General features: G+C 70.7%; 13 protein-coding genes. 10 read left to right on the forward strand and 3 right to left on the reverse strand.

Features of this window, described 5'->3' with window-relative positions; translation table 11 throughout:
* Positions 1–546: 546 nt before the first annotated feature.
* The 3 genes from ABD340_RS25770 to ABD340_RS25780 all read left to right on the forward strand — a co-directional run bounded on the left by ABD340_RS25770 (position 547) and on the right by ABD340_RS25780 (position 3,083).
* A complete protein-coding gene (locus tag ABD340_RS25770; RefSeq protein ID WP_344592270.1) occupies positions 547–954 on the forward strand; it encodes a globin domain-containing protein in 408 nt (135 codons plus the stop codon).
* A 255-nt stretch (positions 955–1,209) separates the two neighbouring features.
* On the forward strand, positions 1,210–2,346 hold the full coding sequence (locus tag ABD340_RS25775; RefSeq protein ID WP_344592271.1) for a globin domain-containing protein: 1,137 nt from the start codon (positions 1,210–1,212) through the stop codon (positions 2,344–2,346).
* 29 nt (positions 2,347–2,375) lie between these two features.
* Positions 2,376–3,083: a DivIVA domain-containing protein gene (locus tag ABD340_RS25780; RefSeq protein ID WP_344592273.1), complete on the forward strand. Its 708-nt coding sequence runs from the start codon at positions 2,376–2,378 to the stop codon at positions 3,081–3,083.
* On the opposite strand, the gene ABD340_RS25785 is transcribed toward ABD340_RS25780, so the two are convergent.
* Positions 3,080–3,898 (reverse strand): class I SAM-dependent methyltransferase, encoded by an 819-nt coding sequence (locus tag ABD340_RS25785; RefSeq protein WP_344592274.1) that lies wholly within the window; start codon positions 3,896–3,898, stop codon positions 3,080–3,082. The two genes, ABD340_RS25780 and ABD340_RS25785, sit on opposite strands and share 4 nt — an antisense overlap.
* 41 nt (positions 3,899–3,939) lie before the next feature.
* Positions 3,940–4,587: a TetR/AcrR family transcriptional regulator C-terminal domain-containing protein gene (locus tag ABD340_RS25790; protein WP_344592275.1), complete on the reverse strand. Its 648-nt coding sequence runs from the start codon at positions 4,585–4,587 to the stop codon at positions 3,940–3,942.
* 629 nt (positions 4,588–5,216) lie between these two features.
* Between ABD340_RS25790 and ABD340_RS25800 the strand changes: the two genes are divergently transcribed.
* The 7 genes from ABD340_RS25800 to ABD340_RS25830 all read left to right on the forward strand — a co-directional run bounded on the left by ABD340_RS25800 (position 5,217) and on the right by ABD340_RS25830 (position 21,916).
* The gene (locus ABD340_RS25800; protein WP_344592278.1) at positions 5,217–10,727 is read left to right on the forward strand and encodes an ATP-binding protein; all 5,511 of its coding nucleotides are present in this window, start codon (positions 5,217–5,219) and stop codon (positions 10,725–10,727) included.
* A 354-nt stretch (positions 10,728–11,081) separates the two neighbouring features.
* Entirely contained in the window at positions 11,082–11,252 is a 171-nt protein-coding gene (locus ABD340_RS25805) for an FDLD family class I lanthipeptide (protein WP_344592280.1), read from the forward strand.
* A 169-nt stretch (positions 11,253–11,421) separates the two neighbouring features.
* A complete protein-coding gene (locus ABD340_RS25810) occupies positions 11,422–12,690 on the forward strand; it encodes a lanthionine synthetase C family protein (protein WP_344592281.1) in 1,269 nt (422 codons plus the stop codon).
* Positions 12,687–15,824, forward strand: a complete 3,138-nt coding sequence (locus ABD340_RS25815; protein ID WP_344592282.1) for a lantibiotic dehydratase — start codon at positions 12,687–12,689, stop codon at positions 15,822–15,824. The genes ABD340_RS25810 and ABD340_RS25815 overlap by 4 nt, the downstream gene beginning before the upstream one ends.
* A gap of 78 nt (positions 15,825–15,902) precedes the next feature.
* A complete protein-coding gene (locus tag ABD340_RS25820) occupies positions 15,903–19,151 on the forward strand; it encodes a S8 family serine peptidase (protein WP_344592283.1) in 3,249 nt (1,082 codons plus the stop codon).
* Positions 19,152–19,249: 98 nt separating this feature from the next.
* Positions 19,250–21,496 carry an NACHT domain-containing protein gene (locus ABD340_RS25825; RefSeq protein ID WP_344592284.1) on the forward strand — a complete coding sequence of 749 codons (2,247 nt, stop codon included), beginning with the start codon at positions 19,250–19,252 and terminating at the stop codon, positions 21,494–21,496.
* Positions 21,497–21,526: 30 nt separating this feature from the next.
* The gene (locus ABD340_RS25830; protein WP_344592285.1) at positions 21,527–21,916 is read left to right on the forward strand and encodes a VOC family protein; all 390 of its coding nucleotides are present in this window, start codon (positions 21,527–21,529) and stop codon (positions 21,914–21,916) included.
* On the opposite strand, the gene ABD340_RS25835 is transcribed toward ABD340_RS25830, so the two are convergent.
* Positions 21,902–22,669 carry an N-acetyltransferase gene (locus ABD340_RS25835; protein ID WP_344592286.1) on the reverse strand — a complete coding sequence of 256 codons (768 nt, stop codon included), beginning with the start codon at positions 22,667–22,669 and terminating at the stop codon, positions 21,902–21,904. The genes ABD340_RS25830 and ABD340_RS25835 overlap by 15 nt on opposite strands.
* Positions 22,670–22,707: the final 38 nt, after the last annotated feature.

Below are 22,707 nucleotides of genomic sequence, written 5' to 3' on the forward strand. Positions count from 1 at the left end.
ACAGCCGTCGATCCAGTGCCTTTGCTGGCTGTGGAGCAGATGCCCTGTTTGACTGAACCTATGTATCTCTGCCTGCCACTGCCAGATCACGGCTGCACAATTTCGCTGCACTAGCAGTGCACCAAGCGCAACGGACTATGAGGGGTGCATAGCGGAACCGGTGACCCAGTGCACGTCAATGGTTCGAGGTGGATGTGGGCTTGCCGCAGGAACGTGGGCAGCAGACTTCGCTTCCGCTGAGTGGAAGTGCTGCAGCTTGAAGGTGCGGCGCGGGGGTGGAGCAAAACGCGCGGTCCGGTGCGCGATCGAGGCGACCGCAACACGAAATTGTGACCAGCACTGCACACCGAGTCGCCAAACTCGGCCCCACAAGGTGTTATCACCGACCGCACCAGTGTGATCACGGAACTGGACCTATATACGGAATGTAAGATTTGCGAGTTCCGCTTGTCCTTGATCGCGAGATCCACTACTGATGTGCAACGTGGTTCTCCGCTTCCGCTCCGGGTGCCCCGCCCGATCGGAGAACGGCTTGAGAGGTGCTTCATGGATCCGCAGCGACTGAAGGACAACTTCGCCCTGGTCGGAACGCACGGCCAGGACGTCACCGCGTACTTCTACTCCGACCTCTTCGAGCGCGACCCCGCACTCCGGCCCTTGTTCCCCGCTTCCATGGCCAAGCAGGAGCAGATGCTGCTCGAAGCCCTCGTGCAGGTCGTGTCGCTGGTGGACGACGCGCCCGCCCTTGTGCCGTACGCCCAGGAACTGGGCCGGCGGCACGCTGGCTACGGCGTTACCAGCGAGCACTACCCGCAGGTCGGCGCCAGCCTGCTCGCCACCCTCGAATACTTCAGCGGCCCGGCGTGGAACCAGGAACTGGCGAACGACTGGGCGACGGCCTTCGGGCTGCTGTCCCAGATCATGTCCGAAGCCGCCGCGGAAGCCGCTTCCTAGGAACATGCCCGGTTCATGCCGCGCGAGGACGCCTCTCACAGGCGCCGATCGTTCGCACCCGGCGGCCCGTTCCGTCACGCGGCACGCACGGCCCTTTCGATATGCGGGCCGGCCCACGCAGACGGCTTCCGGAGCGAGCGGTCCGCGAGTGCCCCGGGACGCATCCAGGGGATTTGTCCAAATGGTCGCGAATGGCGCTGTAGTCTCGATTCTTGATCATGCCTCTGATCGGGAGATTGCGTGGATCCTCAGCGGTTGAAGGACAACTTTGCGCAGGTCGCGCAGCAGGGTGATGCGGTCGCCCTGTTCTTCTACTCGGACCTGTTCGTGCGGAACCCGCACCTGCGCGACATGTTCCCGATCGGGATGAGCGGCCAGCGGGACAAGCTGCTGCGCGCGCTCGGACACATCGTCGCCCGCGTGGACGATCTCCCCACGCTGGTGCCGTTCATCCAGCAGCTCGGCCGGGACCACCGCAAGTTCGGGATCGTCGCCGAGCACTACCCGCAGGTCGGGGCCAGCCTGATCGCGACGTTGCAGTACTACTCCGGGTCCGACTGGACCGACGAGCTCGCCGAGGACTGGAACGCCGCCTACAGCCTGGTCGCCAAGGTCATGATGGAGGCCGCCGACGAGGACGCGCTGTCCAGCCCGGCCTGGTGGAACGGGGAGGTCCTCGCGGTCGAGCGGCGGCGTTTCGACATCGCCGTCCTGCGCATCCTGCCCGACCGGCCGCTGCCGTACCTGCCCGGCCAGTCCGTTGCCCTGGAGGTGCCGGCCCGGCTGCGGCACTGGCGCTACTACTCGATGGCGAACGCGCCGCGGCAGGACAACTCCCTCGACTTCCACGTCCGGCTGGTGGACGGCGGCCCGGTGAGCTCGGTGCTGGTGTGCCAGATGCAGGTCGGCGACCGGGTCCGGATGGGCGCGCCGATCGGCACGCTCACGCTGGACGAGTCGTCGACCCGCGACGTGCTGCTGGTCGCCGGCAGCACCGGCCTGGCGCCGCTCAAGGCGATGCTGGAGCAGATAACGCGCCGCCCCCAGCCGCCGCGCGTCCACATGTTCTTCGGCGCCCGCACCCGGGACGCTCTGTACGATCTGGAAGAGCTGAGCAAGCTCGCCAACGAGTTCCCATGGCTGAGGGTCGTGCCCGCCGTTTCGGACGAGTCCGAGGGGCACGGGTTCTCTCCGTTCCTCCAATCGGGGGACGGCGTCGAGCATGGAACGCTGCCCGACGTGGTGGCGCGCCACGGGCCCTGGAACGACCACGACGCCTACGTGTGCGGCCCGCCCGAGATGGTCGACCACACCGTCGAACGGCTCACCACGGGTCTCGGCGTAGGGCGTGAACGAATCCGGCAGGAAACCTTCGTAGACACACAGAGGTGACCCCGTTGAATTCCCCGAACCTACCCGTCGTGTCCGCGGAAACCCGGCTGTCCCCGGGCGAGCTGCACTCGGTGGTGTTCCAGCGGGCCGCCCTGGGCCGCCGCGGGTACGACGAAGACCAGGTACGCCACTTCCTGCAGTACGTGGAGCGGGAACTCGTCCAGATCTTCAACGAGAAGGCCGCGCTGGCGGAGGAGGTGTCCCGGCTCCGCACCAAGGTGGCCGACCCCGCCGGCGGCCTGCCGGCCACGGACGCCCACTTCGCGGCCGTGCGGATCCTGTCCCAGGCCCAGCAGACCGCCGACCTCTATGTGGCCGACGCCGAGCGTTACACGCGCGAGCTCGGGCACGAGGCCAGGATGCACCGCGAGGCGATCCTGACCGACGCCAAGAACCGCGCGGAACGGCTCATGGAGGAAGCGCACCGCAAGGCCGCGGCCATCGCCGACTCCGCGGTGCGCCAGGCGGAGGAGGCGAAGGCGGCGGCCGTCGCCCGGGTGGGCGAGACCGCCGTCACGCCGCACGTGCAGGGACACGGGCAGGGAGAGGTGCTCCCGGAGGACGAACGGCGCCAGATGGAACGAGAGATCGCCTATCTGCGCACCTACAGCGACGTCTACCGCACCCACCTGCGCTCCTACCTGGAGGCGCTCCTGCGGAACGTGAACGAGTGGGAGAACTCCGAACAGGCATCCCTCAGGAACGCGCCACAGCCCCCCGCCCCCGGCCTGCCCTAGAACGTGTAGCGCAGAATCCGGCCTACATCCCTGAGGACGGGGGTGTGGGCCGTCATCCACATGCCCACCCGGCCCGAGGCGGGCATCTGCTCCAGACCGGGCATGTCGACGCTGCGAAGGGAGTCGACGCACTTCAGCCCCTGGTGCCAGCCCTCGAGCTCGTGGGGGTCGTCGATGCCCCAGTGCAGCGTCGCGCCGGCGTTGCGCACCGCGGGCACGAACTTCTGCATCTTGATGCCGATCGTGCCGTAGACGTCGAACAGCAGCTGGCCGCTGGGGAAGCGCCCGGTGATCCGCTGGATGAGCCGTTTGCCGTCTTCCTTCTCCAAGTACATCGTCAGGCCTTCGAAGACCGCCACGGTCGGGCGGTCGTCGGGCACCTGGTCGAGCCACCCCTCGTCGGTCACCGAGGCGCTGATCATCCGGTAGTCGGCCGCGGGCTTCCGCAGCAGCCGTTCGCGCAGCTCGATGACGTCGGGGTAGTCGACGTCGAACCAGCGGACCGACGGTGCGGGTTCGAGCCGGTGGATCCGGGTGTCCAGGCCGCAGGCGAGGTGCAGCACGGTGGCCTCCTGGTGGGCGGCCAGGAACTCCCGGGTCCAGTCGTCCAGTGTCTTCGCCCGGAGCGCCACCCCGGCCGCCGTCGTCGCCTTCACCCCGGTCTTGCCGAAGTCGTAGTCGACGCGATCGATCGCCCTGGCGGCCTCGGTGTCGTTCAGGATGGGGTTCGGCGCGCGGCTGTCCAGCGCCCTGCCGTACAGCGTCGCGAGCATGGTCTCTTGAGCACCGGTGAGCGTGATCTTCTCGCGGTTCATCGTTCCCTCAGATCGGTTCCTGTGCGTGCGGGGGTGATGGTTCAATCGGCGAGCGCGGCCCGGGCGCCGTCGACGAGCATCCGGAGGCCGTGTTCGAAGGCCTGGTCGCCGACCGTGCTGCCGCCCTCGAGCAGCGCCACGATCAGGGGGGCCGACGTTCCGCCGTCGAGCTGCTCGGCCAGCGCCGCGAGCTGCTCCGCCGGCGACCCGGCGTCGCCCTGCCGCGCGGTCTGCTCCTGCAGGACGAACCCGTTGACGTAGTGGACGAAGGCCATGCCCGTCCGCAGTGCCAGCACCGGCGTGAACCCGTAGCCGATCATCGCGGCCAGTTCCTCGTCGACCACCCTGGTCGCCGCGGGGCCCAGCCTGGCATTGGCGATGATGCGGGCCGCGTCCCGGTAGGCGAGCAGCGAGTGGCGGCGGCGGCGGGCCCGATCGGTGAGCCAGTCCTCCCAGGACTCGCCCTCGGCGGGCGGGCCCATTCCGGCGGCCAGCGTGATCGCCTCGGCCATCCCGTCGAGCAGTTCCTGCTTGTTGCGAAAGTGCCAGTAAAGCGCCGGATTCTGGACGTTGAGCTCCGCGGCGAGCCTGCGCACCGTCAGCCCGTCCAGGCCCACCTCGTTGAGCAGGCGCAGGGCCGTCTCGATCACTCTTCGCCGGGTCAGGCCTGCCCGCCCCTTGTCGACCATGGCAGCACTTTAGCACCGCTAAGGCACTCTCGGTGATCGGGATTTCGCCGACACCGCGGCACGTCAGGAGCAGCCAACGAGCCCGGGCACGGTCTCGGTAACGTCCAGGCCGACCGCGTTGCACGCGACAAATCGATCCCCGGCGCAGGGCCCGCATGAACCAACCGCGAGAACGAGTGCGTGCGCTCCTGCTCACCAGCACCGGCACGCTGCTGCTCATCAAGCGAACCAAACCCGGGCAGACTCCCTACTGGGTCCTGCCCGGCGGCGGGGTCGAGGCCGACGACAGTCGTGGAGTTGCGGCGCCGTCTACCCGGCGTTCTGTGCTGGTGGGGAATCTGGACTCGCGAATGGTGGGCGGTCGTCCCGGCATCCGGCGGACATCGGCTCGTTCACGCCGCCGCGGTGGACGGCCTCGCGCGGGAGATCACCAGGGCGCTCGCCGAATGACCGCCGCGCGGCTTCCATCACGTCGAGGTCGCATGCCCTGGTCAGGCGCAGGCACCCGGTGGCTTTTGGACGTTCTCTACAAATCGGAGGCGCATACTCTGCAACGTCCGCGACATGGCGCTTCCAGCCTGTAGACGGAAGGGTGTGCACATCGTTCGTCTGCAGGAGGGCTCGGTCGGGTGTTCAGTCGTGTCGCCATCGTCAACCGTGGTGAGGCCGCCATGCGGCTCATCCACGCCGTACGGGACATCGCCGCGGAGACCGGGACCCGGATCGAGACGGTCGCCCTGCACACCGACGTCGACCGCACGGCCGCCTTCGTCCGCGAGGCGGACCTGTCCTACGATCTCGGCCCCGCGTCCGCGCGCCCGTACCTCGACCTGAAGCGGCTGGAGCAGGCGCTGGTGGAGACCGGGGCCGACGCCGCGTGGGTCGGCTGGGGCTTCGTCGCGGAGGACCCGGCGTTCGCGGAGCTGTGCGAGAAGGTCGGAGTCACCTTCGTCGGACCGAGCGCAGAGGCCATGCGCAAGCTCGGCGACAAGATCGGCGCGAAGCTGATCGCCGAGGAGGTCGGCGTGCCGGTCGCGCCGTGGAGCCGCGGCGCGGTCGAGACCCTGGACGCCGCACTGGCGGCGGCCGCCGAGATCGGCTACCCGCTGATGCTGAAGGCGACCGCGGGCGGCGGCGGGCGCGGCATCCGCGTGGTCACGAACGAGGCCGAGCTCGCCGACGCCTACCAGCGCACCAGCCAGGAGGCCGCGCGGGCGTTCGGCAGCGGTGTCGTGTTCCTGGAGCGCCTGGTCACCGGTGCCCGGCACGTCGAGGTCCAGGTGATCGCCGACGGCGCCGGGACCGCGTGGGCGCTCGGCGTCCGCGACTGCTCGGTGCAGCGGCGCAACCAGAAGGTCATCGAGGAGTCGGCGTCGCCGGTGCTCAGCCCCGTGCAGACGGCCGAACTCAAGGCGTCGGCCGAGCGGCTCGCCATCGCGGTCGGTTACCGCGGCGCCGCGACCGTGGAGTTCCTCTACCACCCCGGCGACAAGCTGTTCGCGTTCCTGGAGGTCAACACCCGCCTGCAGGTCGAGCACCCGATCACCGAGTCCACCACCGGGTTCGACCTGGTCAAGGCGCAGCTGCACGTGGCGGCAGGCGGCCGGCTCGACGGCGCGCCGCCGGTGGAGCGCGGGCACGCGGTCGAGGCACGGCTGAACGCCGAGGACCCCGACCGCGACTTCGCGCCCTCCCCGGGCCGCATCGCCCGGCTGGACCTGCCCGCCGGGCCGGGCGTCCGGGTGGACACCGGCGTCCGCGAGGGCGACACCATCCCCGCCGAGTTCGACTCGATGATCGCGAAGATCATCGCGCACGGCCGCGACCGGGACGAGGCGCTCGGCCGGCTGCGCCGGGCGATGGCGCAGACCACGGTGATCATCGAGGGCGGCGCCACGAACAAGAGCTTCGTGCTCGACCTGCTCGACCGGCCCGAGGTGATCGACGCCAGCGCGGACACCGGCTGGATCGACCGCGTCCGCGGCGAGGGCGGGCTCGTCTCGCACCGGCACTCCTCCGTCGCGCTGGCGGCCGCCGCCATCGAGGCGTACGAGGAGGAGGAGCGCGTCGAGCGGCAGCGGCTGCTGTCGACGGCGTCCGGCGGCCGCCCGCAGGTGCGGCACGAGAGCGGCCGGCCACTGGACCTCAAGCTGCGCGGCGTCGGCTACCGCGTGCGCGTCGCGCGGGTCGGCGCGCACCGGTTCCGCGTCGGCGTCGAAGCGGGCGACGAGGTCCGCACCGCCGACGTCGAGCTCGACCGCTTCGACCGGCACACCGGGCAGATCGCCGTCAACGGCACCCGGTACCGCCTGCTCACCGGCACGCACGGGCCGGTCCACCTGGTCGAGGTGGACGGCGTGACGCACCGGGTCAGCCGCGACGAGGGCGGCGTCGTCCGCTCGCCCGCGCCCGCGCTGGTCGTCGCGACGCCGCTGGAGGTCGGCGCCGAGGTCGAGGCGGGCGCGCCGGTGCTGGTGCTGGAGAGCATGAAGATGGAGACGGTGCTGCGGGCGCCGTTCAAAGCCCGGCTGAAGGAATGCGTCGTGTCCGTGGGCGCCCAGGTGGAGACCGGCGCACCGCTGCTGCGGCTGGAACCGCTCGCCGACGACGCCGAGGCCGAGGACTCCCCTGCCGCCGCGCCGGTCGAGCTGGACCTGCCCGCCGCCCTCGGGACGGCCCCGGCACGGGAGCGCGCCACGCGCGGCCAGGAGGACCTGCGCAGCCTGCTGCTGGGCTTCGACGTCGACCCGCACGACGAGCGCCGGGTCCTCGACGACTACCTCGACGCGCGCCAGGCGGCCGCCGCGGACGGCCATCGGCCCCTGGCCGAGGAGCTCGCACTCGTCGAGGTGTTCGCCGACCTCGCCGAACTGAGCCGCAACCGGCCGGCGGGCGAGGACGGCGGCGCTGAGGGCCACGTGCACAGCGCCCGCGAGCACTTCCACACCTACCTGCAGAGCCTCGACGTCGAGCGGGCCGGACTGCCGGAGGCGTTCCAGGCCAAGCTCGGCAAGGCGCTCGGGCACTACGGCGTCACCGGGCTGGAGCGCTCCTCCGAACTCGAAGCCGCGGTGTTCCGGATCTTCCTCGCCCAGCAGCGTGCGTCCGCCGACGCCGCGGTCGTCGCGGCGCTGCTGCGCACCTGGCTGCGGGAGCCGCCGCCAGACGAGACGCTGCGCGAGTCCGCCGGTCTCGCGCTGGAGCGCCTGGTGGCCGCGACACAGGTCCGCTACCCGGTGGTCTACGACCTCGCGTGCGGCGTGGTGTTCGCCTGGTTCGCCCGGCCGCTGCTGCGCCGCAACCGCGCCCGCGTCTACGCCGACGTCCGCAGGCACCTGCGCCACCTGGACGCGAACCCGGACGCGCCGGACCGCGCCGAGCGCATCGCCGAGATGGTGCGCAGCACCGAGCCGCTGGTGCGGCTGCTGGGGCAGCGGCTCGTCCGCGGCGACCGGGACAACGCGGTCATGCTGGAAGTGCTGACCCGGCGGTACTACGGCAACAAGGGCCTCACCGGCGTCCGCACTGTGCTTACCCCCAACCAACACAACCCCGACCGACCTCCCGGATTTACTCCTGGGGAGGCCGCGGGCTGCACGTTCGTGGTCGCCGAACGGGCGGGCTCGTCCGTGGTCTCCTGCGCGGTGGGCTTCGAAGCGCTGGGCGAAGCGCTGCGCGGGCTCGGGAAGCTGGCCACCGGCGAGGACGCCATCGACGCCGACATCTATCTCGCCTGGGAGAACCAGCCCGAGGACTTCGACGAGATGGCGGCCGCGCTGGAGGAGGTCGTCGGCGCGCACCCGCTGCCGGACCAGGTGCACAGGATCACCGCCACCGTCGCGGGCAGCGGCGGCGCGGTGATGCACCACCACTTCACGTTCCGCCCGTCGGCCACCGGGATGAGCGAGGAGCGCCTGATCCGCGGCCTGCACCCGTACATCGCGCAGCGGATGCAGATGGAGCGGCTGAGCGCGTTCGACCTCACCCGGCTGCCGTCGTCGGACGAGGAGGTCTACCTCTTCCAGTGCGTGGCGCGGGAGAACCCGTCCGACGACCGCCTCGTCGCGTTCGCACAGCTGCGCGATCTGACCGAGCTGCGCGACCAGGACGGCAGGCTGATCACGCTGCCGATGGCCGAGTACACCATCGCCACCTGCCTCGACTCGATCCGCCGCGCGCAGGCGCGGCGGCCGTCGAAGAAGCGCTTCAACACCAACCGGATCGTGGTCTACGTCTGGCCGCCCAGCGACCTCACCCGCGCGGAGCTGAAGATGATCGCCGGGCGCGTGCTGCCGACCGCCACGGGCGCCGGGCTGGAGGAGATCCTGTTCATCGCGCGGCAGCGCGACCGGCAGACCGGCGAGCTGGCCAAGATCGCCGTACGCGTCTCCTTCGACGCCGCCGGCGGCACCGAGCTGACCGTGGGCGAGCCGTCGGACGAGCCGGTCGAGCCGGTGGACGGCTACCGGCAGAAGGTGCTGCGCGCGAGCAGCCGCAACACGGTGTACCCGTACGAGCTGACCGGCCTGCTCGGCGACTTCGCCGAGCACGACCTCGACGACGACCACGCGCTGGTGCCGGTCGACCGGCCGAAGGGGCGCAACACCGCGGGGATCGTCGCGGGCGTGGTCACCACGCCGACCCGGCGGCACCCGCGGGGCGTCACCAGGGTCGTGCTGCTCGGCGACCCGACGAAGTCGCTCGGCGCGCTGTCGGAGCCGGAGTGCCGCCGCGTGATCGCCGCGCTGGACCTGGCCGAGCGGATGCGGGTGCCGCTGGAGTGGTACGCGCTGTCCGCCGGCGCCCGGATCTCCATGGAGTCGGGCACGGAGAACATGGACTGGGTGGCCGCGGCGCTGAAGCGGATCGTCGAGTTCACCCAGGACGGCGGCGAGATCAACATCGTGGTCGCGGGCATCAACGTCGGCGCGCAGCCGTACTGGAACGCCGAGGCGACGATGCTCATGCACACCAAGGGCGTCCTGGTGATGACGCCGGACTCGGCGATGGTGCTCACCGGCAAGCAGTCGCTCGACTTCTCCGGCGGCGTGTCGGCCGAGGACAACTTCGGCATCGGCGGCTACGACCGGGTGATGGGCCCGAACGGGCAGGCGCAGTACTGGGCGCCGAACCTGGCCGCCGCGCGGGACGTGCTGATGTCCCATTACGACCACACGTACGTCGCACCCGGCGAGGACGCGCCGCGGCGGGCGGACACCACCGACCCGGTCGACCGCGACGTCTCCGACTTCCCGCACACCGTGGCGGGCAGCGACTTCACCACCGTCGGCGAGATCTTCTCCGCCGAGACCAACCCGGACCGCAAGAAGCCGTTCGACATCCGGACCGTGATGCGGGCGCTGTCCGACCAGGACCACCCGGTGCTGGAACGCTGGGCGGGCATGGCCGACGCCGAGACCGCGGTGGTCCAGGACGTGCACCTCGGCGGCATGCCGGTGTGCCTGCTCGGCATCGAGTCACGGTCGGTGCCGCGGCGCGGCCACCCGCCCACCGACGGCCCGGACACCTACACCGCGGGCACGCTGTTCCCGCGGTCGTCGAAGAAGGCCGCGCGGGCGATCAACGCGGCCAGCGGCAACCGGCCGCTGGTGGTGCTGGCGAACCTGTCCGGCTTCGACGGCTCGCCGGAGTCGATGCGCAGGCTCCAGCTGGAGTACGGCGCCGAGATCGGCCGCGCGATCGTGAACTTCCGCGGGCCCATCGTGTTCTGCGTGATCTCGCGGTACCACGGCGGCGCGTTCGTGGTGTTCTCGAAGGCGCTGAACCCGAACATGACCGTGCTCGCGCTGGAGGGCTCGTTCGCCTCGGTGCTCGGCGGCGCCCCCGCCGCCGCGGTGGTGTTCTCCGGCGACGTCGACGCCCGCACCGCGGCCGACCCGCGGGTGCGGGACCTGGAGGCCCGCGTCACGGTCGCCTCCGGCGCCGACCGCGCCGCGCTGACCGCGGAGCTCGACGAGCTCCGCTCGTCGGTCCGCGCGGAGAAGCTCGGCGAGGTGGCCACGGAGTTCGACCGCGTGCACGACATCCGGCGCGCGGTCGAGGTCGGCTCCGTCGACGCCGTCATCCGCGCCGCGGAAATGCGGCCGCGGATCATCGAGGCCATCGGGTCCCGCCCGTGAGGCGCCGTTCCGCCGGCGTGCCATTTCAAGGGTGATCCAGATCACGTTCAGCTTCCTCTGGCGCGTTCCACAAGGTCGTCGCGGCGCGGTCCGGGTGCGCTCGACGACGCCTCCGCGGCGATATTGACCCCCTAGATGATCTAGAGGTAGGTTCCGGCGCATTGGTGCGCTGAGTTATGTGGCGATAACGGTTATCAGATGTTGAGGGGAGCTTTTTCCACGCCACTGTCTCCGGTGGGACCGCCGCGGACGTCTTGCGTCAATGCGCGATCCCAGGCGCCAAAATCGGTGCGGCATTAAAAAAGGCCGAACCCGGTCGATGCCGCTCCCCGCTCCCACCGATCGGAGAAACTGATGACGATCTCGCTCACCGAGCAGCCCGTGGTCGACGAGCACGACGAGTTCGACCTGGACGTGCGGGTCTCCGAACTGTCGGCGTCCGCCGAAATCCTCGCCTGCACGGATTCCTGCCCCTGTTTCACGGCTCCCTGCCAGTCGACGCCCACCTGCATGGCGACCTTCTGAGCGTCCGGCCGAGGCCCGGCAAGGACGATCCGGCGCGACGCCGCCAGAAGTCCTTGAGGGCGTAGAAAAGATGGCCGCCCGAGCGGAACACCCGGTATACGCCGAGGCTCCGCCGGGCGGACATCCGAACGGTAGGGAATCCGAATCGGCCGGTGGAAGTGGATGCGAAGTGACCGATGATGAGGTCATCGAACTCGCTCGTCGAGTGGCCGACCGGCTGACGGCGGCCGCGCCGTCCGATGGCGGCCGGGTGAATCTGGGAAGCGGAGACCCCGGAATCGCGCTCGCGCTGCTCCATGCGAGCGAGGTGCTGGAGGAAGAGCGCTTTCTGAAGGCCGGCCAGGCGGTTCTGCGCAGGGCCGCGAAGGCGACCGCCGCGGATCCGCTCAAATCGGCGGGGCTGTTCACCGGCACGGCCGGCTTCATGTGGGTGATGGCGGAGTTCGCGCGCCGCGAGCCGCGTTATCTCCCGTCGTTGCGCGGGGTCGCCGAACGGCTGAACGAGCAGGCGCCGCCCGCGGTCGCGCGTGGCGGCGCGGCCTTCGGCGAGCACGACGCGATCAACGGTGCGGCGGGCCGGCTGGCCGCGGTGCTGAAGGTCTCGGAGACCGTGTCCTGCGGTGACGCCGCCGACGGGTTGGTCGCCTATCTCCTTGAGGTGACAGAGCCCGACGACGACGGCGTGCCGAACTGGTACTGCCCGCCCCGGCTGTATCCCAGGGCCGCGCCCTGGCTTCAAGATCAATTTCCCGACGGGATGTACAACCTGGGCTTCTCCCACGGGCTGCCGGGCATCCTGGCCGCGCTGACGCTGGCCGCCGCCGCGGGCATCGGCGGAGCGAAGGTGACGGACCGGGTCGGCGAACTCGCGGAGTGGCTGGCCGCCTGCCGGCTGGACGGCGCCGACGGCCCGAGCTGGGCGGGTGCGCTGCAGGCCGACCCCGGCTCGCGGCTTCCCGTCCGCGATGCCGGCCAGGTCCCCGCGCGTACGGCATGGTGCTACGGCGCCCCCGGAGTCGCCGCCGCATTGTTCTCGGCATCCGCCGTCAGCGGGGACTCCGGCTCGCGTGACCTGGCCGTGGCCGCGCTCGAACGCGTCCAGAACACACCGGACGCCGAGCGTCATGCGTTCGCCCCCACGCTCTGCCACGGCCTGGCCGGGCTGCTCGCCGTCTATACGCGGGCTTACGCGCAGACCGGGGATCCCGGCTTCCGGCAGATGCGGGACGACACGCGCGCGCGGCTGTGCCTGCTCGCCGCGGAGGACCATCCCTATGTCTTCGCCGACGAGCCCGAGCCGAACAGGTTGTCGCACGACGCCGGGCTGCTGGAGGGAGCCGCCGGGGTGCTGCTCGCCCTGCTCGGCACGGTCTCCCCCGAGGCCTCCCGATGGGACGAGGTGCTGTTCCTGACTCCGAGGGATTTGAGCGCGATATGAAGCAAGATCCCTATCAGCCGAGCGGGTTCTTCCTGATCAGGTCTCCCGCGCTGCCGGCCCGTCCGATCTTGGAGATTCTGGAGTCGTTCCCCGTCGCCGCGGGCGGGGACGACTGGCAGCGCGGCTATGCCGACAGCCTGCTGAAGCTGTGGGCGACGCCCGGCGTGTCGAGCGCGATCCGGTCCGCCACACCCGCGCTGGCCGATGCCGTCGACCGTTTCGACCAGCTGTCCGCCAAGGACCGGCGCCGGGCCGTGCTGAGCCTCGGCCGCTACCTCAACAGGATGAGCCTCCGCGCGACACCGTTCGGGCTCGTCGCCGGGGTCGCCGGTGGGTTCTTCGGCGACGAGACGCGGGCGCGGCTCGGCGACGCGGCCATCGGACAGGCACGGGCCCGGGCCGACATGGGCTGGGTGATGCACCTGGCCAAGCGGCTCGCCAAGGACCCCGGCTCCGCGACCGATCTGCTGGTACGCCCGAACGACCTGCTGTACGCGGCGCGCGGCAGAATATGGCTGCAGACCGCCGACGGTTACGGCACGAAGGAGAACCGCGCGGTCAGCGTGCGCCTGAACGGACCCGTGCGGGCCGCGCTCGAGTACACGACGACCCCGCGGACTCTCACCGAGGTGCGGGCCCATCTGAAGGCCGCCTACCCCGCGGCCGCCGCGGAACAGGTCGACGGCCTGGTCCGGGAGCTCGTCGACCTGGACATCCTGGTCACCGCCGAACGTCCCGGAATGCTGGCCGGCGCCGAGGACACACCGCTGCGCGCCCTGCTGCCAGGCATCGCCGACCCCGATCTCGCGAAGTCGCTGACCGAGGTCGAGGCCGGAATCCAGGCGTTCAACAAGGTCCGGGACGTGGACGGAGACCTCCGCACGCGCATCGAGACCCTGGCCGGGGACGTCGACGACGATTACGAGGGTCCGGTCGTCCAGATCGACTCCACGCTGGACTTCGAGTCGTCCCCCGTCCTTCCCCAGGAGATCGCGCGCCTGGCGCAGGACGCGGCGCGAGTGCTCGCCGAGGTGGTGTCCGACCAGTACCCACCGCCTCTGCAGGAGTACGCCAACGCGTTCATCGAGCGTTACGGCGCCCGGACCGAGGTTCCCGTACTGGAGCTTCTTTCCGAGGAGACGGGGCTCGGTCCCCCGGCCGGCTACCTGTGCCCTGAACGGACCTTCCCGCTCCAGGGCGAGACGCCCGATCCGCCGGCCTGGACCGATCGCGAGGCGGTGCTCGTGCGGCTGGCGTCCACGGCACTCGCGGAACGAAGCATCCGGGTGTCCCTCGACGATCATTGGCTCGAAGAGCTCTCCGCCGCCGTCGACCGCGACGCCGACGACCGGCCGCTGTGGCCGTCGGTGGACGTCCACCTGCAACTCGTCCCCCCTGGCACCGGCGGCGACGGCTGGCGGGGCGTGGTGTCCGGCGTGGGCGTGACCTTGGGCGGCCGGACCTTCGGCCGGTTCCACGACGTGCTCGCGCCGGACGTCCAGGCGTCTCTGCGGGACATGGCCGCTGCCGAGGAGCAACTGCTGGGCGACGCGCTGACCGTCGAGCTGACCTACCTGCCCGGGGACGCCCGGGCGGCGAACGTGAACATCCGGCCGGTGCTGCACGAGTGGGAACTGCCGGTCAACGTCGCGACGAACCGTCCCGCCGATCGGCTGGTCGAACTCGGCGACATCGTGGCGGGCGTGGAAGGCGGCCGCATCTACCTTCGCAGTCAGCGCCTGGGCCGCCGGCTGCACGTGACCCAGCGCTCGATGCTGAACCTGGGAAAGGCGCCGAACGTGTGCCGCTTCCTGATCGAAACTTCGACCGCCCAGGCGCGCCGGGTCTCGCCGTTCGAGTGGGAGCGCCTCGCCGAGTCCGTCCCGTTCCTGCCCCGGATCGAGCGGGGGGACCTCGTCCTCCGGCGGGCGCGCTGGAGGCTGCGGAAGGACTCGATCGGCCCGGACGCAGGCTGGGGCCACGCGGACGCCCTGGAACCCTTCGCCGATGCCGTCCACGCCTGGACGCGGACGTGGATGGTGCCGCGCCGGGTCTTCATGATCCAAGCGGACAACGCCATCCTCCTCGACCTCGAGAGCGCGCCGTCCCTGGCCGAACTGCGCGCGGCAATGGCGCGGGCGCAGGACGACGAAGTGCTGTTCGAGGAGGCACTGCCCGAGCCGGACGAGGGTTTTCTGACCGACGCGGCGGGCGATCGGTATGTCTCGGAGGTCATCGTCCCCCTCGTGCGCGTCGACCGTGGCGCGCCGAACACGCACACCACCGTCCGGAGGTCCGGGCGCCCGCCTTTCAGTGAGCGCGTCAAGCCGGTCGGCAGCGACTGGCTGTTCGCCAAGCTCTATGCCGAACCCGATGCGCACGACGCGCTGATCACGACAGACCTGGCCGCCTTCGCCGACCGGATGACCGCTCATCACGGCGTTTCCGAACCGTTCTTCCTGCGCTACCGGGACCCCGCGCCGCACCTTCGCGTCCGCTTTCATGTGCCAGCGCAGGAACTTCGCGAGAAAATCCTCGGTGCGACCGCGGAATGGGCAAACGCGCTCACCGCGAAGGGCCGCATCATCGAATTCACCTTCGCCGGATACCATCGCGAGATTGAGCGCTACGGCGGTCCCGGCCTGATCGAACATGCCGAACACTGGTTCCAGCGGGACAGTACGGCGGTCACGCTGCTGCTGAGGCACCTGCGGGCCAGCGCACCGGACATGGAGCGCACCTCGATGACCGCGCTCAGCCTGGAGTACCTGTGCAGGCTGCTGGTCCCCTCACTCGATGACCGCCGTGTCATCTCCCGGTCGGCCGGTCCCGCCCACATCGGCGGCGCCGAGTACCGCGAGGCCAAGCAGGCCCTCTGGGCCGACCTCAACAGCAGCGAGGTGCTCAACCAGGCCCAAGAGATCTGGCAGCCCGCGACGGCGACGCTCGTCCGCGGCATGACGGAACTGCAAGCGAACGACGAACTGTCGACTCACCCCGCGGAAATCGTTCGCAGTCTGCTGCACATGCACTGCAACCGAATGGGCTTGCGCCGCCCCGACGAGGAAATCGCCTTCGGCATCTGGCGACGCCTCCTGGACAGAACCGCGGCCCAGACTCCTCCGACGATTTAATTCGCGCAAACCCGCAACCGGGGATGCGGCTCCGGACAAGAGGTGGTGACGGATCTTCGCTGCTACCCACGGAGTGAGATGAGATGGAAACGAACGGTGGCGGCCTTGGCCGTCACCGTGCTGGCCGGTGCGGCCACCCACGTCCCGTCGTCGGCGGAGGCGCGGCAGCGGCCCCGGTCCGCAGGCGCCGGCGAGGTGACGCTCGTGACCGGCGACATCGTGCGGGTACGAGGGGAGGGTCCGGCGGCGGTCGTGCTGGGCGTCCGGCCCGGCAAGGGACGCGAGCGGACGACGTTCCAGAGGCTCAAGGTCGGCGGGAACCGCTACGTCATACCCGACGACGCGGCGCGGCTGGTCGGCCAGGGCAGGCTCGACCGGCGGCTCTTCGACATCGGGCTGCTGACCGCCGAGGGGTACGGTGACGCCCGCCGCGGGGACATCCCTGTGATCGTGCAGCGGGGCCGGGAACGCGGGGCGGTCGCGGGGACCACCAAGGCCGCCGGCCTGCCGACGCTCGGCATGGACGCCCTGCGGGTCGACAAGAAGAACGCCGGGACGGCCTGGGCCTCGCTCACCGCGAACGGCATGCGCTCCAGCGGCGCGGCCACCCGGGTCTGGCTCGACGGCAAACGCCGGACGCAGCTCGACAAAAGCGTGCAGCAGGTCGGCGCCCCCGCCGCCTGGGAACGCGGATGGGACGGCAAGGGCAGTACCGTCGCCGTCCTCGACACCGGGTACGACACGGGACATCCCGACCTCAAGGACGTCGTCGCCCAGTCACGCGGCTTCACCGAGCAGGGCACCGACGACGTGCAGGACAGGAACGGCCACGGCACGCATGTCGCGTCCACCGTGGCGGGCTCGGGAGCGGCCTCGGAGGGCCGGTTCCGGGGTGTGGCGCCCGGCGCGAGGGTCGCGGCGGGCAAGGTCTTCGACGACACCGGGCGCGCTTACGACTCGTGGATCCTGTCCGGGATGGAGTGGGCCGCCACCCAGGTGAAGGCCAAAGTCGTCAACATGAGCCTGGGCGGCCAGGACCTCCAGGGCAGCGACCCGCTGGAACAGGCGGTCGACGCGCTCACGGCCCGGACCGGCACGCTCTTCGTCGTCAGTGCGGGCAACGACGGCCCGGGCGAGCGCACCCTGGGCAGTCCGGGCACCGCGGACTCCGCGCTCACCGTGGGCGCGGTGGGCAGAGACGACTCCCTCGCCGAGTTCTCCAGCAGCGGGCCGCGGCTGGGCGACCAGGCGATCAAGCCCGACATCACCGCGCCCGGAGTGGGCATCATCGCGGCCCGGGCCAAGGACACCGAGATCGACGAGCCCTATGACGAGAACTACGTGACGGCGTCGGGTACCTCGATGGCCGCGCCGCACGTGGCCGGGGCTGCGGCGATCCTGGCCGCGCAGCATCCCGACTGGCCCGCGGGGCGGCTCAAGGCGGCGCTGATGAACGCGGCCAAGCCCACCGCGGGCGCGTCCACCTACCGCCAGGGCGCCGGACGCCTCGACATCGCGCGGGCCGTCGGCCAGTCCGTGGGGACCACCGAGGGCACGCTGTTCGAGGTGCAGCGCTACCCGCACGCCGAAACCACCTACCGCACGATCACGTACGAGAACTCGGGCGACCGGCCGGTGGAGTTGGCGTTGCGGGTCAACGCTCCGGAGAAGGTGTTCCGCTTGGACGCCCCGACCGTGACCGTGCCCGCCAAGGGCCGGGCCACCGTCCGGGTCGCCATCGGCGGACCGGACTCGCCGCAGGGCGCCCACAGCGGCACGGTCGTCGCCACCTCGGGCACGACGGTGGTCAGCACCGTGATCGGCGCCCATCTGGAACCGAAGGCGCACGACGCCACCTTCAAGGCCATCGACCGTGATGGCAAGGACGCCGGTGAGCTGCTCATCCTGCAGGACCAGAACTCCTCGTACAACGAGTTCGTCTTCACCGACGGGACGACCAAGTACCGCCTCCCGGAGGGCCGCTACAACGTCTTCGGCTCGATCTCGACGGAGACCAGGCCCGACGGATGCGCCGACGCCACTCTCACGCACACGCCCATCACGTTGACCCAAGACCGTTCCGTGGTGCTCGACTCGCGCGCCGCCAAGAAACCGGTCAGCGTGTCGGTCGACGACCCCTCGGTCGAGATGCAGGAGGTCTACGACTTCGGCTTCGGATACGCCGACGGCACCGTCCGATATGAGTACAACCCGATGACCAACTGCCCGCCGTCGCACCGCTACGTCGTGCCCGTCAAGCAGAGCGGCCTCGCCTACTTCATCCACACTTCCTGGCGCAAGAAGGGCTCGACGCCCGAGGCTCCCGGTCCGTACCGGTACGAGATCTACGACTACCGGCGCGGTGAATTTCCGGAGGACCCCTCGTACAAGGCCCGTGCCGCCGACATGACGACGGTCCAGGCCACCGTGCGCGGGCTCGGGGGCAAGTCGGCCGCTGACCTCTATATCGGTGCGGCCTTCCCCGAGCTCGACCTTCCCGTCATGATGGGGGACCGCGTGAACGCCCCCGGCACGTCCACGCTTCGCCTCACGCGCAACCCCGATTTCCAGTGGTGGTCGATCCTGGAACAGGAGGGGATGTTCGCCGGTTACGCCCCCTTGGCCTTCCCCGGCAGCAACCACAAGGTGACGTTCGGATCGGCCGTCGTCGGGCCGGCACTGAAGGAGACGCTTCAGAACGGACTCGAACGGGAACCGCGCGCCGTACGGACCGGAGACGCCATCTACTACTCGCCGGCCGGCTTCTTCAGCGAGTCGGGCCACGGAGCTTTCGGAGACGGTCCTGGCCAAGGAAGCCTCGTACTGAAATCGGGCGGGAAGGTCATCAAGAACTCCACGTTCGAGTCGTACGAACTGGCCACCACCGTTCCCACGGGTGCGGCCGAGTACGAGCTGATCGCCGACGCCGAACGGGCGCCCGACGCGAAGCTGTCCACCAAGGTCACAGCCGCCTGGAAGTTCCGGTCCGGGCACACGAAGGAGACCATGCGGCTTCCCTTGCGCGTCGTTCGCTTCGCGCCGCACGGGCTGGACGACCTCAACCGGGCGGCCGCGGGCGCGCCGACCATCGTCTCGCTGTGGACGGAGAGCAACGACGGATCCGCCACCAAGGACGTGACCGTGGAGGCGTCCTTCGACCGGGGCGCCACCTGGCGGAAGGTCCCCGTGAAGCGGTCAGGTGACCGCTGGGTCCTGACCGTCACGGGCGCGCGTCCAGGGACGGTGTCCCTGCGCGCGGCGGCGACGGGCCCGGCCGGTTCGTCGGTCACCCAGACCGTCATCGACGCCTACGCGGTCAGCGGGTAGGGCCTGATCAGGCCATCCGCACCCTTCGGAGACCCTCGCTCACCCCGCGGGCATAGGATCCAGGAGCATCATGGGCGCCTGGCGGGAGCGAGGGTGCGATGAGATGGGTGCGGGTGGCCGCCACGGCGGTCGTGGGGCTCGTGCTTCTGCCCGTGACGATCAACCTGGCGACGGGCGGGGTCGCGCCCCGGTGGGCGATCCCGGGGGTGCTCGTCCTGGGAGTGGCGGCGACCTGGCTGGCGGTAGCGCAGTACCGGGCCGACCGCCGGACGTCGCCGTCTGGGCGGTTCCCCGCCCGGTTCCGGGACAAGGCGCTGCGCAGAATCCGCCGGGAACTGGACGCGCGCCTCGCCGACCAACCCGGCATCTGGGCGGGAATCGGCCTGGTGGACGTCCCGGAACGGGTCCGGGTCCCGGACGAGATGACCGTGGTGGACGAGTCTTCAAGCCCTCCGGACGGGGTGGTCGGCGCGTTCGAGCAGTCGAGCCGGTCGCTGCTCCTGCTGGGAGCGCCCGGCACGGGCAAGACCACGCAACTCCTCGATCTCGCCGACCGGCTGCTGGCCGCCGCGGAGACCTCCGACGACCAGCCGATCCCGGTGGTCCTCGGCCTGAGCTCCTTCGACGACCGGCCGGTGCCTCGGCGGACTTCCTTTCGCCGATTGCCCGTCCCATGGACGCGGCGCGGCTCCACGGGCGACGAGTTCGACAGCGCGAACCGCTGGCTGTTCAAGGCGCTGCGCCAGCAGCACGGGCTGGGCCGCCAGGTCGCCGAGGAATGGCTTTCGGCGCACCGGCTCGTCCTGCTCCTGGACGGGCTGGACGAGGTTCCCGCGACGCGCCGCCGGACCTGCGTGCGCTGGATCAACCACCTGCAGGACCGCTTCAGGGTCCCGCCCATGGCCGTGTGCAGCCGGGACCTCGACTACGCCGACACCGGCGAGTCGCTGGCCCTCCAGCACGCGGTGCGCATCGCACCTCTGTACCGGGAGAAGGTGGTCGCCTGGCTGGATTCGGGCGGCCCGGCGCTGGACCACGTCCGGCACTCGATCGACTCGGACCCGACCCTGTGGGACCTGCTCGACGCCCCGCTCTGGCTGCACGTGCTCGCGGCCGTCTCCGAGCCGTCCCGCGCCCGGGGAGGAACGCTGGCCGAGCGCCGCCGGGCCCTCCTCGACGCCTACGTGGACGAGGCGGTCCGGCGCGGCGACCAGTCCCACGGTTACACGCGGGACGACGTGGTGCGGTGGCTCGGGCGCCTGGCCGGCCGGAGCGATGTCGTCGCGACCCGGCTCGGGCCGGGGCTCGTCGGCCTCACCTACTGGGGGCTGCCCGCCGACGCCGTGCGGGCCGTCAAGAACGGCCTCACCGGTCCGCTGATGGCCGTGGTCGCGCTCGCCGGGAGCGCCGTCCTGCTGCGGCACGCCGGAGCCGCCGTCGCCGGGGCGGCACTGGCCACCGCCCTGGGCGTGCTGCTGATCTGGCGGATGGCGGTGGAAGGCCCGGCCGCGTCGACGGTGCGGCCGGTGGGGCTGCCCGGCCTGTGCGCGATCGTGGCCCTCGTCGGCGCCCTCCTGTCCGGTGCCGCCATGGCCGCCGGGATGGGCATGAGCAGGCTGGTGGAGCTGTTCCCGCGCCTGTCGGACACGGAGGGCGGCGAACCGGGGACGGCCATCGACTGGATCGTGGTCCTGGTGGCCTTCGTGAGCGTGGGCGTGGTCGGCGGGATCGGGTTGGCCGTCGTCCTGCTGGTCTCCGACCTCCGGTCCGCCTCACCGCGGGCGCTGCGGATGTTCGCCGTCCGGATCGTCCCGAGCATCGCCGTCGCGCTGGTCGTCGTGGGGGCCGCCGGGTATTTTCTCGGGCTCGCCTATTTCGCCCTGATCGCCATCCCCGCCCCGTACGTGGTCACCGGCGCGTGCGCGCTGGCCTTCTTCGCGGCCGGCGGTGCGGTCGGCTTCCTGACCGATGCCATGTCGGGCGGCCGGGCCGAGGACGAGGACCGGGAGATGTGGGTGGCCTTCATCGGCGTCACCGGCGGCCTGACCGGATTCCTCCTCATGGCGGCCATGCGCCAGGGGTGGATCTCCCGGCCGCTCTTCTTCCATTTCCTGGCCGTGGGAATCGGCGCGGGCATCGGTCTCTACGTGGCCGCCCAGTGCCGCCGCCTCAACCTCTACTCCAGCCCGCTGACCGCCCCGTTCCTGGTCTCCGTCGGCTACCTGCCCCGGCGCCTGAACCGCTTCCTGCGCTACGCCGCCCGCAAGGACCTGCTGCGCAGCCAGGGGAGCACCTACCGGATCCGCCACCAGCTCTTCGCCGAGCATTTCGCCGACCGCTCCTGACGCCGCGAGGCAGACCCTACGCTCACGAAGGTGCGACTCGACCTGATCACGATCGTCGTGGACGACTACGACCGAGCCATCGAGTTCTTCACCGACGCCCTGGGATTCGACCTTGTCGAGGACTCGCCATCGCGCACCAACGACGGCCGTCCCAAGCGGTGGGTCGTCGTCCGGCCGCCGGGCGCGCAGACCGGCGTTCTGCTCGCCCGCGCGGACGGCCGGCGGCAGAGCGCCGCCGTCGGAGACCAGGTCGCCGGCCGCGTGGGATTCTTCCTGCGGGTGGACGACTTCGATGCCGCCTACACGCGCATGACGGCCGCCGGCGTCGAGTTCGCCACCTCGCCGCGCACCGAGCCCTACGGCCGGGTCGCCGTGTTCCTCGACATCGCCGGGAACCGATGGGACCTACTCGGCCCTTGACGCCAGAGTGTGCCGGACCCATACGTTCGGTTCGACGTAGACGGCGTGGTCGTGCGCGGTATCGCAGTGCACGGGGACCAGCGCGCCGGGGACCTCCACGTCACCGTCGCGGTCGAACGGCAGGCCCGTCCATCGTCGCCATTCGGCCAGCGCTCCGCTGATGGTCATCGATGCCGGGGCGACCTTCTCGATGACGCCGCCGGCCTTGACGTGCACGCGCAGCCACGGGTCGGCGGGCAGCCCGTCGTCACGCTGCTCGCGGATGTAGACGTCCATGGACATGCGCGGTCGTAGATGCTTCGCCGTGGGGCGGACTGGGGCGAGCAGTGTGGCGCTCCCCTGCCGACCGGCCGCGTCGCGCAGAGCCGCGAGTATGTGGTGGGACAGCCCGCGTCCGAGGTAGTCGGCGTCGATGGTGATGTCCAGAGCGCTGGCCACGGCCCCGTGGCGGCTGTCCCGGTGGTCGCGGAACGCCCACACCAGCACCGCGTCCCAGCCCTGGGCCGGCAGCTCCTCACGGCCGGGCGATTCGGCGTTGAAAGGCACGCTCTTACCGCGGGCCACGACACGTTCGCCATGGGTCGCCACGACGCAGTACTGCGGGAACTCCTCGGGGACGCGGCCGAGCAGGGCATCGCCGATCGGATCGTGCGTCATGAAGGCAGGCCAGGTCTCGTTGATCTCGTAGAGCCGCGGGACGAGCTCGGGACGCTCGGCGCACGTCGTGATGGCGATGCCCGCGGTCTCGATCATGACTCCCCAGCCTGCCAGGAGCCCCGCATCACCTCAAT

This window comes from Actinomadura vinacea, from assembly GCF_039532545.1.
Classification (GTDB): Bacteria; Actinomycetota; Actinomycetes; order Streptosporangiales; family Streptosporangiaceae; genus Spirillospora; species Spirillospora vinacea.

Excerpts from the sequence above, each read along its gene's own strand:
- ABD340_RS25835 (WP_344592286.1), bottom strand. The coding sequence starts at position 22,669 with ATGATCGAGACCGCGGGCATCGCCATCACGACGTGCGCCGAGCGTCCC.
- ABD340_RS25770 (WP_344592270.1), top strand. The coding sequence starts at position 547 with ATGGATCCGCAGCGACTGAAGGACAACTTCGCCCTGGTCGGAACGCAC.
- ABD340_RS25790 (WP_344592275.1), bottom strand. The coding sequence starts at position 4,587 with ATGGTCGACAAGGGGCGGGCAGGCCTGACCCGGCGAAGAGTGATCGAG.
- ABD340_RS25825 (WP_344592284.1), top strand. The coding sequence starts at position 19,250 with ATGAGATGGGTGCGGGTGGCCGCCACGGCGGTCGTGGGGCTCGTGCTT.
- ABD340_RS25815 (WP_344592282.1), top strand. The coding sequence starts at position 12,687 with ATGAAGCAAGATCCCTATCAGCCGAGCGGGTTCTTCCTGATCAGGTCT.
- ABD340_RS25820 (WP_344592283.1), top strand. The coding sequence starts at position 15,903 with ATGAGATGGAAACGAACGGTGGCGGCCTTGGCCGTCACCGTGCTGGCC.
- ABD340_RS25805 (WP_344592280.1), top strand. The coding sequence starts at position 11,082 with ATGACGATCTCGCTCACCGAGCAGCCCGTGGTCGACGAGCACGACGAG.
- ABD340_RS25785 (WP_344592274.1), bottom strand. The coding sequence starts at position 3,898 with ATGAACCGCGAGAAGATCACGCTCACCGGTGCTCAAGAGACCATGCTC.